This window comes from Moorena sp. SIO4G3 (genome assembly GCF_010692305.1).
Lineage (GTDB): Bacteria > Cyanobacteriota > Cyanobacteriia > Cyanobacteriales > Coleofasciculaceae > Moorena > Moorena producens_A.
On the sequence record NZ_JAAHIG010000094.1, the window covers coordinates 1 to 12,900 of the forward strand.

The 12,900-nt window shown below is 46.1% G+C and carries 9 protein-coding genes, 1 tRNA gene and 1 pseudogene; 5 read left to right on the top strand and 6 right to left on the bottom strand.

Annotation, left to right across the window (positions count from 1 at the left end):
* The first annotated feature begins 147 nt into the window (after window positions 1-147).
* Window positions 148-1,155, top strand: a complete 1,008-nt coding sequence (locus F6J99_RS18055; protein ID WP_293114099.1) for an iron-containing redox enzyme family protein — start codon at window positions 148-150, stop codon at window positions 1,153-1,155.
* A 292-nt stretch (window positions 1,156-1,447) separates the two neighbouring features.
* Here the strand turns inward: F6J99_RS18055 and F6J99_RS18060 are convergent, their stop codons facing one another.
* The 4 genes from F6J99_RS18060 to F6J99_RS18075 form a co-directional block, all read right to left on the bottom strand.
* Window positions 1,448-2,416 (bottom strand): Ycf66 family protein, encoded by a 969-nt coding sequence (locus F6J99_RS18060; RefSeq protein WP_293114100.1) that lies wholly within the window; start codon window positions 2,414-2,416, stop codon window positions 1,448-1,450.
* A 106-nt stretch (window positions 2,417-2,522) separates the two neighbouring features.
* Window positions 2,523-2,999, bottom strand: coding sequence for a hypothetical protein (locus F6J99_RS18065; RefSeq protein ID WP_293114101.1), 477 nt, complete (start codon window positions 2,997-2,999; stop codon window positions 2,523-2,525).
* Window positions 2,962-3,699 (bottom strand): RNA-guided endonuclease IscB, encoded by a 738-nt coding sequence (gene iscB, locus F6J99_RS18070; protein WP_293114102.1) that lies wholly within the window; start codon window positions 3,697-3,699, stop codon window positions 2,962-2,964. The genes F6J99_RS18065 and iscB overlap by 38 nt, the downstream gene beginning before the upstream one ends.
* 565 nt (window positions 3,700-4,264) lie before the next feature.
* On the bottom strand, window positions 4,265-4,384 hold the full coding sequence (locus tag F6J99_RS18075) for a photosystem II reaction center X protein (RefSeq protein ID WP_083305494.1): 120 nt from the start codon (window positions 4,382-4,384) through the stop codon (window positions 4,265-4,267).
* 370 nt (window positions 4,385-4,754) lie between these two features.
* Here F6J99_RS18075 and F6J99_RS18080 point away from each other — a divergent pair, with 370 nt between their 5' ends.
* On the top strand, window positions 4,755-5,039 hold the full coding sequence (locus F6J99_RS18080) for a YggT family protein (protein ID WP_070396207.1): 285 nt from the start codon (window positions 4,755-4,757) through the stop codon (window positions 5,037-5,039).
* A 312-nt stretch (window positions 5,040-5,351) separates the two neighbouring features.
* Here the strand turns inward: F6J99_RS18080 and accC are convergent, their stop codons facing one another.
* The gene (gene accC / locus F6J99_RS18085) at window positions 5,352-6,698 is read right to left on the bottom strand and encodes an acetyl-CoA carboxylase biotin carboxylase subunit (RefSeq protein ID WP_070396206.1); all 1,347 of its coding nucleotides are present in this window, start codon (window positions 6,696-6,698) and stop codon (window positions 5,352-5,354) included.
* A gap of 294 nt (window positions 6,699-6,992) precedes the next feature.
* Between accC and F6J99_RS18090 the strand changes: the two genes are divergently transcribed.
* Window positions 6,993-7,073 (top strand) — tRNA-Leu (locus F6J99_RS18090).
* Between the two features lie 225 nt (window positions 7,074-7,298).
* On the opposite strand, the gene F6J99_RS18095 is transcribed toward F6J99_RS18090, so the two are convergent.
* Entirely contained in the window at window positions 7,299-8,111 is an 813-nt protein-coding gene (locus F6J99_RS18095) for a creatininase family protein (RefSeq protein ID WP_070396205.1), read from the bottom strand.
* 1,459 nt (window positions 8,112-9,570) lie between these two features.
* Between F6J99_RS18095 and F6J99_RS45635 the strand changes: the two are divergent.
* Together F6J99_RS45635 and F6J99_RS45640 are read left to right on the top strand one after the other, a co-directional pair.
* Window positions 9,571-11,346, top strand: a pseudogene (locus tag F6J99_RS45635) (hypothetical protein); the annotation flags it as partial.
* A gap of 273 nt (window positions 11,347-11,619) precedes the next feature.
* On the top strand, window positions 11,620-12,831 hold the full coding sequence (locus F6J99_RS45640; protein WP_365973602.1) for a WD40 repeat domain-containing protein: 1,212 nt from the start codon (window positions 11,620-11,622) through the stop codon (window positions 12,829-12,831).
* Window positions 12,832-12,900: the final 69 nt, after the last annotated feature.

Genomic DNA, 12,900 nt, shown 5'->3' on the forward strand with positions numbered 1-12,900 from the left:
ATCCAAAAGACAGTTAAGACTTATGAGGTGTTATTCCTCGCAGTCTCCTAGCTCATACTCTCCCCGTTTCGGGGAGTTCCTAGCTAGAACGAGCCGCACAGAGCTAGGACATTATCACCCAATTTAGATTCAGTTAGGAATGAAGTTATGACGTTAACTAAGAGTTTATTGAAACAGCCCCTATTTAAGAATCAAGTATGTTTAAAATTCAGTGACACTAGGGTAGAAATTCGTTATCAAAACCAAGGCTGTTCAATTACAGTAGAACCTGAAAAAAAAGAGGAGACTTATAAACTGTTCCAGTTGTTGCAGTTTGGGGGAATGTCACCAGAGGAATTGGGTCAGGAGTGTCCAGGAATTCAAGAACAGATTCCTGACTTGCTAATAGAATTAGACCGCCGTGGTATGCTAATAGAGCGGGAAGAATCAGTGACATCTGGTGGTGTTACTGGACATCAATTCTATCGGGAGTTATACCGATTCCTAAACCGTCTGAAAATGCGTTTTCCTGAGTCTCCCTACACCGTAAAGATGGTAGATGGGACGATTACTAGAGAGCAGTTGATTGGTTATAGTTTAGAATCCTATCACGTTACTCATCTTTGTCCGAGTTTGCTGGCTCCGTCTTTAGCCAATTATGAATCACCTAAGATTCGCCAACTCCTCCGGGATTTCTTTGGGTCTGAGTTGCACCATGACCGTCTGATGGAGAAATCCTTGAAGAGTGTGGGAATTTCTGGTCAGCAACTGCAACGGATGCTGCCATTACCTATGACGTTTGCGGTCTGTTCAAGTCTGGCAGTTTTTGCGAAGCAGCATCCCCTCAGCTTCAAGGCAGCATTATTAATGTTTGAAGAACACAGCGAGGAGTTCCACCAGTTATTCAAACAGCGGTGTCAAGATTTAGATTTGCCTTCGGACTTTTATCAACCAATATTGCTCCATGCCAAAATTAATGACGATGGAGCCCATGAGGATATTACCGAGGTTTTGTTAGAAGACGTAGCTTATGTTTCACCAGAAGACCAATTAGTGGTGAAGAAGAACATGACTGCCCTGATGGAATCTATGGTGTTACGGACTCACGAGATGTTGGATTATTATGGCAATCCACAGAACAGACTTCCTCGCTGTTTTGATAGCATAGGGGGCTAAGCATTAAGCCAACAGCTCTCAGCGGTCAGCCGTCAGCTCTCAGCGGTTAGCCCTCAGCCGTCAGCTCTCAGCCCTCAGCCTTTAGGGCGTGTTTTCAAAGTTTTCCGCAAGATTATGATCCCCCCCAGCCCCCCTTAAAAAAGGGGGAGCCATACTCAAAGTCCCCCTTTTTTAAGGGGGATAATGGGGGATCTCCGAGGCAAGAAGACACGCCCTAGCCTTTAGCTGATACGCGACACGCTGATACGCGACACGCTGATTGCTGATTGCTGATTGCTGATAGCTTGTTTTCTTAGTACTCAAAGGGTCCTAACGGCTCATCTTCTTCTTCAGACAGGTCGATGGGTTTGTAATCCACATAATCGCTTTGGTCTGAGTAGTTAGAGGATGTTTCCTCCCTTGGGGTGGTACGACGCTTTCTTTCCCTTGAGGCTATCTGTGAATCATAGTTTTCTGAGTCATAGTTTTCTATAGATTCACGACGAGAACGGCTAGGGCGAACGGGTCTGTCTTCTCTATCCCTGTCTAGATCTCTGTCTATATCTCTGTCTAGATCCCGATCTAACTTAGCCTCCCAAGTGTCTACGGATCGTTCTACAGGTCGTTCCACAGATTGTTCCGAAGGACGAGAACGTCTACTACGAGATGGTTTTTCTTCCCAATCACTATCTAACTGAGCCTGCCAGGTCTCTCTAGGTCGTTCTGAAAACTGACCATTAGAACGAGGGCGGCGTTTACGCGATCGCTCTTCTAGCCTCGATTCCTCTAAACTCCCTCGACTCCTTGAACGGCGGGTTTCTACTTCATAACGCTCTGTGCGCCTTTCCCTGGAATCTGCTGTGGGCCGCAAGCGAGGGTTGGAGTATCGCTCTTCTACGGGCTCTAGTTCATCGTATTCATCATAAACATTAGCCTCTTGTGGTTCTTCCCGGTAATAGTTACGGCTAACTGGTCGCTGACGGTCTTCAAACCCAGCATCTTCCCGGGCTTTTTTAGTGGCAACGCCCCGTAACCGAAGACTTTCCACACCAAAAAATATTGCTGTACCGCTCAACAACAGCTGACTCAACTGCAAAATTGGATCGAGTCGCCATCCCTGAGTCACCAGAATAAAGCCACAAACTACCCCGACCACAGTGAAAAAGATATCATGGTCTCTGGCTAGTTCTGGACGGACCGAGCGCAGGAAATAGAGTCCTGCTCCGGCAAGCATCAAGAATATGCCCAAAAGGCTAGCTGAATTAAACCCAAAATTTACCATTGCTACTCTCCTATGGCCAGTCTTATGGTAGCGAGTTCTTGGTCTTACACTCTACTGTAACTGGAGAACAACCATTTTACTCCTGGATCAGGAAAGTTTAGGAGTATTATTTCCAGGCAAAACCTGGCAGATTCTTGCAGAACCTGTAGGTATATCCATCTTTTCTATGTACCGCTGATATGTCTTGAGGTTTACAACTCTTGTAACCCTTCTCCCCTAGAGGAGTAAATCCAAAACTTCCCCTACTTCTGGGGGTTACTTTACCTATCCCCAATTTCTGATGCTTAGCAATGTCCCCAGTAATCCAACCCTTAATTGGCCTAAGTGGGTTGTGCCTGATCGGATAGCCATATTTGTTGAGTGCAGCTTTTTGTCTACCACCGTGTCCTTTGCAGGTAACCAATAGTGGCTGAGATGTCCTCAATGTCAGAGTTTTGATGTTTCCAACACAAGCAGCATCAATCCAATGTTGCTTAGGTAATCTCAGCCTCGTCCGGTTGTATTTTGTCTGAGCACCTGTACCAGTAGCTACAGGTTTTATAGCTTTAAGAGCCTTGAGTATCTTGTTCCGAGTTGTATTCATTGCCGCTGCATCTGTTAATGGCTGTTTGGCAATGGCTAGGATCGCCCCGCTTCAAGTCTGGTTTCAAAGTTAGGAATTCCTCTATAGGTTTATTTCCTTTTTTCTGATTGCATTTCTCGCAAGCCAGACAAAGATTACTAACTCTATCGCTTCCACCCTTGGATTTTGGATGAATATGCTCAATCTGTAGGGGGGTATTTTGCTTGCCACAATAAGCACATTCCCTTCCCCACTTCTCAAGCAAATACTCCCTCACTTCGTACCCTGCTAAATTTCCTTGTTGGTACTCGACGCCACTAACTTCGGGATTCTGCATTTTTTGGGTGTCAAACTTAACTCTTTCAATCCAAATCTCATCAACTGGACAAAACTTTATCAGCCTTTTGACCCAGGTTTCAGTAGTCAAGACCCTATGCTCTAAACTAGGAGCGATCCAACCCTCCGGACGCCTGTGATTGAGGAATCTTGGCTTTCTGTAACGAGTATTGCGGTTACGTCTCCCACGCCTAACGGCACTTCTAGATTCTAGTTTTTTCTTAATGAGTGATCCTCTATGTTCTAACTCCATCGCCCAAATAACTTGGCCGTTTTGGACTAGAGCAAACCCAGTCGTCTTACTCCCGGGATCTATCTTGATTTGACAAAGTGAGATAGTCGGAGCTGAGATCGCAGTCTTCAGGATGATCGTAAATGGATACATCCTGAAAACCGCAGCTTTCCCTTTGTCCAACAATCGGTTTGAAGTTACCGTAAGGACAGTGGAGCCTTTATGGTTAGTCGGCTATGCATAAAAGGGTTAAAACTTTTTGATTAAGGCTCCACTGTCCTAAGGTTTCATCTCTGGGCTTTCTTTGGAGAAATCGGGTTTAATGGTTGTTTGTTTGTGTCTATGACGAATACAGAATTTTGCATTTTTAGTGCAGCTCAAATCGGTAACGTGTTCCGAGTGCTTCGCACACGCTTGCGCGAACGACAATGTTGGAGCGGCTTGTTAGGCTAACTACACATTTTGCCTTTTCTTAATAGTTAGCGACAGAGCCAGGAGCTGGAGTTCACTCCTGGGTGTCATGACCAAACCAACGTAGGAAATTAATCCTTAGTCTGCATCTTCACTAGGTAATCCCGGAACTTGCCGGGAATTACCAGGCTTTAACGAAGAGGAGAGATTCTGAATACAAAAATTGAGCGGGTTGTGAACCCACTCAATTTCCCGAAGCTTGAAGCTCCGCCTTACTTCCTTGAAGGCATAGATAGTAGGGATTTTGTTATGATCTTTTGATCTTATCGCTCTGGCTAAAGATGATTAGTGCCACAGTGGCAGGAATAACCACAATGGCAGTACCCCAAAGTAAACTCCACAAAAAGTTGGCTAATGAAGGTGTCATAAAAACTCCTAGTTAATTTGTAAACTTTGTTTGTGATGCTCCTACACTTCCCAATCGGGTAAGTGCTAGATTTGATTGCTCTCCCCCATGGCACTGCCGCTCCCCTATCGGATCAGAGGTGAGGCTTGGTGAGGGATGAACCAAGAACATGATACTATTATTGAGAAACTTTACATTAAATTAACTACAATCACAACGACACCCGTAAGCCACCTACCCACCTAAGGCGGCAGGTAAGCATTGAGCTATCAGCTATCAGTTATCAGCGATTAGCGCTACGGGAACAGCTAAAGGCTGACCACTGACGGCTGACCGCTGACCGCTGACGGTGGCACCGGAATACATTTGTGATCATTAGATTGAATAACCCATGACTGCTGCTACGATTGCTATCTGGATTCTTGGTCCGTTACTCGGACTAATGATCTTCTTGTTTATCTTTCGCATTGTTCTGACCTGGTATCCTCAGGTAGACCTGAATCGCTTGCCTTTTAATCTAGTAGCTTGGCCAACGGAACCCTTTTTAGTGCCAATGCGCAAAATTGTGCCTCCCATTGGTGGAGTTGATATTAGCCCAATTATTTGGGTAGGGATTTTCAGCCTGCTGCGGGAAATTCTTTTAGGTCAGCAGGGAATCCTCAGGATGATGATCTAGAAGGTTGAAGGTTACAGGTTGTAGGTTGTAGGTTGTAGGTTGAAGGTTTTAGGTTGAAGGTTTTAGGTTGAAGGTTGAAAGTTAAAAGTTGGAGGCTTGTGACAGTCATGGGTAACCATTCACTTAGCCCCAATGGTTTTAGGTTTTGCAGCGAGAAGCCCCACGCCTGAAAGTGAAACCTCAGCGTGGGATGGGGCGTATAAACGGTGGAAGTACAACAAGACGCGATCGCGTAGCCCTTAAGCTGACCGCTGATGGCTGATAGCTGAATACTTACCTACTTCTGCCCTCTGCCTTCAGCATAGCCGCCGTTCAGGTCATCATCTCCTTCTCGACAAAATTGGTATAGACCTGACCCTCAAGAAAGGCTGGTGTCTCTAGGATTTTTTGATGGAAAGTCAGGGTGGTGGTCACTCCGGTAATGGCACACTCCCTTAAGGCTCGTTTCATGCGCTGAATGGCTGCATCACGGGTGGGACCCCAAACGATTAATTTCCCAATCAGAGAGTCGTAGTAGGGGGGAATTTCGTAATCGGGGTAAACATGGGAATCCATGCGCACCCCTGGTCCTCCTGGTGGTAGGTAAGCACTAATTCGTCCTGGTTGGGGACGGAAAGCGTGGTCTGGGTCTTCGGCATTAATCCGACATTCGATGGCGTGACCTTTGAGAGTAATTTGGTCTTGGGTAAGGCTTAGTTTCTCCCCTTGAGCAATTTTAATTTGTTCGGCGATCAAGTCTAGACCGGTGATCATCTCGGTGACTGGGTGTTCTACCTGAATTCGGGTGTTCATTTCCATAAAGTAGAACTCACCAGAGGCATCTAAGAGAAACTCTACTGTACCAACTCCGACATAATTGATGGACTTAGCGGCCATTACCGCAGCATTACCCATTTTTGCCCGCAATTCTGGGTCAAGCACTGGGCTAGGGGCTTCTTCCAGTAGCTTTTGGTGACGCCGTTGGATAGAGCAGTCTCGCTCACCCAAGTGGATTGCGTTACCATGACTATCAGCTAAAATTTGAATCTCGATATGGCGAGGGCGTTGAATAAATTTTTCAATATATACCCCGCCATTACCAAAGGCAGCTTGGGCTTCCCCTTGAGCGGCTTGGAAGAGTTTAATCAATTGGCTGTCATCCTGTACCAGGCGCATACCCCTTCCTCCACCACCAGCCGTGGCTTTAATCATGACAGGATAGCCAATTTGACGTGCGATCGCATGAGCTTCTTCCTCAGAGCTGACTAATCCATCACTTCCGGGCACTGTGGGCACACCCGCTCGTTGCATGGTTTCTTTGGCTGTAGATTTATCCCCCATCGCCCGGATCGCTTCTGGAGTAGGACCGATGAAAGAAATCTGATGATCAGCACAAATTTCAGCAAAACGGGCATTTTCTGATAAGAAACCATAGCCTGGATGAATGGCAGTGGCGTTGCGAGTGAGGGCTGCAGCAATAATATTAGGTATATTTAAATAACTTTTGCTGCTGGGGGGATCCCCGATACAAACCGCTTCATCTGCCAGTTGGACATTAAGAGCATGTTGGTCAATGGTCGAGTGAACGGCAACGGTGGGAATCCCCATCTCCTCACAGGTTCGGATAATCCGTAAGGCAATTTCCCCACGATTGGCAATTAAGATCTTTGAAAATTTCATAGAGTAGCTTGGCTATATAGAGTTTTTAGTTGAGATTTAAAACTAGGATTGATGGGGAGGTGTGGGGAGGGTGGGAAGTGTGGGAAGTGTGGGAAGTATGGGAAGTGTGGGGAGCAACATAGTTTATAAACTATCAAGGGTTTTGTTTGGTGTTAATCCCTAATGCCTAGTGCTATCATGCCTAAATTGGGTTTACCCGTCAATTTAAGTTTGACAGCGATTTTGATATAAATTTTATGATCTAGGCTTTGCAGCTTCGTCCTGTTGTATGGTATCCTACTAAATGAGTTATTAGCGGATGTGGTGGAATGGTAGACACGCACGCTTGAGGGGCGTGTGGCGAAAGCCATGCGAGTTCGAGTCTCGCCATCCGCATTGATCAGCCTAAAGTTGTGAGCAACTTCGCAACAGAGAGCTTCGGCTCAGGGCAGAATAAAACATAGACGAAAACATTAGACTTCCCGGCAGTTGTCGGGAACAGGGAACAGGGAACAGTGGACAAGAATTGACGTAAAGCGATGCAGCACTATGGAACAAGGGCGCACCCTTGCCTCTTGCCTTTTGCCTTTTGCCTCTTGCCTCTTGCCTCTTGCCTATCGCCTATTGCCTCTTCGTCACATCAGGCTGCTGAAACCGATAGATATCGCGAATCACGTTGACCCAACCATCACAAAGAGAGGCTAATAAGCGATCGCCTTTTTCCTCAGTTGCTGCTGTAGCATCCCCGAGTACTCCACTCTGAGTCAACCCCTTGGTCAGCCAAGCAAAGGGCAATTTCCCTTCCATACTCAATAGACTATCCTCGGGCAATCCCTGGGGATATTCCTTTACTGCCCGATCCATTTTCACTTGACCGGGGAGTAGACAGAGCATGAGACTAGTTTCTAAATCCCCCCCATGAATCCCTAATTCTAATTCTTTCTGGGTGGCTAATTCCTTGGCCATGTTAGGCACGCCCCAGGTAAACAAGGGGAATACCATAAAATCTTCGTGCTTCTGGTGAATATCCCGTGCGGCAATTTCCATCACTTGGGGTTGTCCGCCATGGGAATTCATCAGTACTAACTTCCGAAACCCACACCGATAGATACTATCAGCCATTTCCATCAGCACTGCTAGCAAGGTTTGAGCACTAAGGGTAATGGTGCCAGGAAAATGCCAATGCTCATTGGATTTGCCGTAATAAAGGGGAGGTAAGGCATAAGCTGGGATTTCTGGGTCTAAGCAGCCTAAGGCTTTGCCCAAGACTCCCACCCCAATCGCCGCATCTACAATCAGCGGTAAATGGGGGCCATGCTGCTCAATGGAAGCGACCGGCTGAATAATCACAACATTTTCTTTGTCTGGCATCTGTTCGATATCAGTCCAGGTCAGATAAGGGAAAAATCGTTCTGGAGGAATGAAATTATGCATTGGATAAATGAGTTATCTAAAAACGAGTGAAGTTTGAAAACCCAGCCTATTCGCGAGCTGGGATGAAAAACTTTGAAAGCGCGGATTTATTCCCCGTCTATTTTTATCCCTGCTTTTTCCTGAATTAATATACTCAGAGCTGTTTAATAAAAAAAGGAGGTAAGATTGATGACCACCCTAGAGTTTAAAGCATAGGTGGCAAAAAATAAGTCCCAGAGAAGAAGGGTTTCCCACCCTTTAAGAAAAACTCCCGCTCCGTCAGATATAACAGCAGTGGGTGGAAGCTATCCAAGGATCGTGCATTGGATTCAGTTCACTGACAAAAAAGGAATCTCAAAGCTAAAGCTTAAAGGGACTTGGGATCTTTTCAATAGACTGGCGCGTTACGTAATCCGATCATCACGACCTTGTGGTCTATGTTCGGGAAGGGTTCCCGAAGGCTAGATTTAAGGGTCTTGAACTTAGTTAAGAATCATTAGTCTCGCGCTTATCTATCAGTGATGGTGGTTGGTATCAATTTAGGAAAGCGATGCAGCCCGGTGTTGGGGGAAACCCCCTCAGGTCGGTGCTGCATCGCTTCGTCCCTTGAATTTGAAAACACTTGAGCACCCATTGCGATAACTCCATGACTAATAGTCACCCACAGGATAATCATCAACAAGCTCATAACCAACAGCTATTGGAGCAGCTGGCTTGGGTAATTGAAATGGCAGCCACTGTCGAGGAATTTTCTTTATTCTTTGCCCATTGTAATTATACGCCGTGGCGAGACCACTTGATTCAACAGCTGGCAGAGGTTTGTTCGGTAGAGATTTTCCCGATTGGGCTAACTCCCGATATCACCGAGCTCTACAGGACTATATATACCTCGATTCAAACCCAACTGGGACAAAAACAGCCCCGAGGGATTATGGTTTATGGCTTTGAGGTGGTCACAGACCTTGAGCAACTGCTCAAATTAGCCAATGGAGTCCGGGAGGAGTTTCGCAAACAGTTCAATGTCCCCATCCTATTTTGGGTAGATGATCGAGTCTATTCCCAATTCCTGCGCTCTGCCAGGGATTTGGCCAGTTGGGTAACCGCTTCACCCCTGGAGTTTCAAATCTCTACCGCTAAAGTAATTAAATTTATCAAACAGGTTACTGATCTTGGGTTTACTCAAGTTTTAGCCGCTGGAGCCCCTGGGGGTCTTGACCATGGAAAGAATCTCAGTAACCAGCAGCTGGCTGACTTACGCCGGGCAAGGCTTGACTTACAACATCGGCAGGTAGCATTAGCGCCAGATTTAGAAGCGAGTCTGGAATTTATCTTAGGTCGAGGAATTACCGATGGTCTCAACCAGTCCGAGGAGCATTATCAACGAAGTTTAAAGCTATGGGAAGATCTCGTGCTATCTTCGCCCTTTTCTCGCTCTCGGGTAACCGAACATCTAATCCGAGCCGGATGTGTTCTGTTCCATATGGGGCAACTGTACCGTACCTATGCTGATCAAGACCGGAATCAGGATAAGCAACATTGCCTAAGGGCTAGAGACTATTTTTTGCGATCGCATTATTTGTTTGAGGAAGCGAAGCGTCCAGACTTAGTCGCTAAGTTTATCAATCCCTTAGGGGAAATTCTACAAAGACTAGGGCGATGGGATGAGTTGGAGCAGTTAGGGAAAAAAGCTTTAAGTCTCCATCAAAAATATCCTAACCCGGTCTGGCTTGCCCATGATTACGGCTTTCTAGCGGCAGAAGTCGCCATCGCTCGCTCCCAATGGCATCAGGTCAAGGACTTGGCCACTAAAGCACTGGATATCCTTATCGATGCCCAGGATTCTGTTGAATTCCCTGGTGACCTGACTCGGGAGCAATTGGAGTGGGCGTGGGAACTTCATCAACGTTGGTATCGCTTATCCCTAGGCAGAGCCTACAAGCATCTCGGTCAACCCCAGGACGGGATTGCCCATCTTGAGCTTGCTAAAGAGCAAACAAATCCTAAGGTTAATCCCGATCTATATATTCAAATTCTAAAAGAATTCCGACAGCTCTACCTTGACCAAGGGGATTATCAAAGAGCCTTCTCTGTTAAGGCATACCAGCAATTAATCGAGTATCAGTTCCGGTTTCGGGCATTTGTGGGCACTAGTCGATTCTCCCTCAAGCAACTAATCAGGGATACTCAGGCAACGCCAGAAGAAAAGCAGCGAATTGTGGCTGATCAAATTGCCGCCTCTGGTCGAGAGCAAGCGATTAATGATTTACTTGAGCGTATTGCTCGCAAAGACCACAAACTAACAGTAATTTGTGGCTCCTCCGGCGTGGGAAAAAGTTTTCTACTTGAGGAAGGTTTAATTCCTAGATTACAGCAAGACCGTATTGCAGGTCGGGATGTAGAGCCGGTTTTGCTCAGCGTTTATCCCCAGTGGGAGGATAGGTTAAATCAAAGGATAATTGGAACAGAGAAGGGGGGAGAGTGGCAAAAGAAGGGAGAGAGAAAAGAAATTCTGGGCAAAATTATTGAACAGCTGCGACACAATGGTGACAATAATCGACTGACAGTTATAATTTTCGACCAGTTTTAAGAATTTTTATTTGAGTATCATAAGCCACAGCAACGACGAGTTTTTTATCAATTTTCAAAGGACTGTCTAACCCTTGACGCAGTGCAATTTATTCTAGCATTGCGTTCAGATTATATCTCTTATTTACTAGAGTGTAATGACCGTCTGATTAGTTTAGATGTAGTCAATAATGATATTCTCAGCAAGAATGTTCTCTATTACTTAGGTAATTTTGATCAGCCCCAGGCCAAAGCCTTGATTCAACGGTTAACGGAGCAGGCTAAGTTTTCCTTAGAACCACAGCTAATTGATCAATTGGTGGCGGATTTAGCAGCAGAAACGGGAGAAGTGCGTCCGATTGAGTTGCAGATAGTGGGAGCGCAATTAGAAACCGAGGGAATTGTGACCTTGGAGAGGTATCAACAATGGGGCGATAAGGCAAAACTACTAGATCGTTATCTGGAGGCTGTGGTTACGGATTGTGGACCACAGCACCGAGAAACTACCTGGAAATTGTTGTCTCTGTTGACCGATGATAAGCAGCTGAGACCCTTAAAAAATGAGACTGAATTAGCTACTGGGTTAAGCTTACCCCCAGAGCAGCTCACCCTGATTTTAGAAATTTTAGTGGGCTCTGGTTTAGTGTTTAAGAGTCAAGGAGTAACAGAATACTGCTATCAGTTGGTTCATGATTATTTAGTAGACCCAATTGATAATAGATATGAGAGTGATATAAAAACATATTTGGTAAAGGTTGAAGAAGAAAATAGGATTTTAGAGCAAGGGCAGCAAGAAGGACTAAAACTAGAACGAGCAGGAGTTACACATCTTCATCAATTTAACTCTAGCCCGTTTGATGCCTTACTAGCAGCTATGGAGACCGGGAAAGCATTGAAAGCAATGGTCACCAAAAATACTCCCTTGAAAGACTATCCTGCTGCTACTCCAATACTCGCTTTACAAATGATTCTTGACCACATTCAGGAGCCTAGACTTGGGCAGCATCAGGGTAAAGTTTACCAGATGAAATTTAGCGGGGATGGTCAGCTGCTGGCTAGCGCTGGAAAGGATGGAATCGTGAGGTTGTGGGATGTCAACACTGGGCAAGTCCAAGAATTGAAAGGGCATAAAGGTTTGGTTTGGCAGATGCAATTTAGCCAGGATGATCAGCTGCTGGCTAGCGCTGGAGTTGACGGAATCGTGAGGTTGTGGGATGTCAACACTGGACAAGTCCAAGCATTGAAGGGGCATCAGGGTTGGGTTAAGCAGGTGGAATTTAGCCGGGATGGTCAGCTGCTCGCTACTGCTGGAGTTGACGGAATGGTGAGGTTGTGGGATGTCAACACTGGACAAGTCCAAGAATTGAAGGGGCATCAGGGTTGGGTTGACCAGGTGGAATGGAGCCGGGATGGTCAGCTGCTCGCTAGCGCTGGAGAGGACGGAATGGTGAGATTGTGGGATTTAAAAACTAGGCAAGTCCAAGAATTGAAGGGGCATCGGGGTTGGGTTAAGCAGGTGGAATTTAGCCAGGATGGTCAGCTGCTGGCTAGCGCTGGAGAGGACAGAATCGTAAGATTGTGGGTACTCAATACTGGGCAAGTCCAGGAATTTAAGGGGCATGAAGGTTTGGTTTGGCAATTGGAATTTAGCCAGGATGGTCAGCTGCTGGCTAGCGCTGGAGATTACGGAATGGTGAGGTTGTGGGATGTCAACACTGGGCAAGTCCAAGCATTGCAAGAGCATCAGGGTAAGGTTAGCCAGGTGGCATTTAGCCGGGATGGTCAGCTGCTGGCTAGCGCTGGAGATTACGGAATCGTGAGGTTGTGGGATGTCAACACTGGGCAAATTCAGGAATTGAAGGGGCATCAGGGTAAGGTTAGCCAGGTGGCATTTAGCCCGGATGGTCAGCTGCTCGCTAGTGCTGGAGATGACCGTACCGTGCGCCTGTGGGATTTAAGGGGTCGTGAAATTGCTCAATTCCAGGGGAATCCCATGGTTTTCAACCCAGATGGGACGCAACTGGCTACCATAGACGGGGATACCATCAAGCTGTGGCGGGTGGACACCCTAGATGGACTCTTAGCTAGGGGTTGTGCTTGGCTAAGTAGTTATTTCAGGAATAGTTCTGTTAATCCTGAACTGAAAGCGTTTTGTGATTGCTTGCTGGAAGAATGAAGAATGCAGAATTAATAATTAAGAATGTAGAAGGTAAAATGTAGAATTAAGAATTAAGAATGTTGTTCG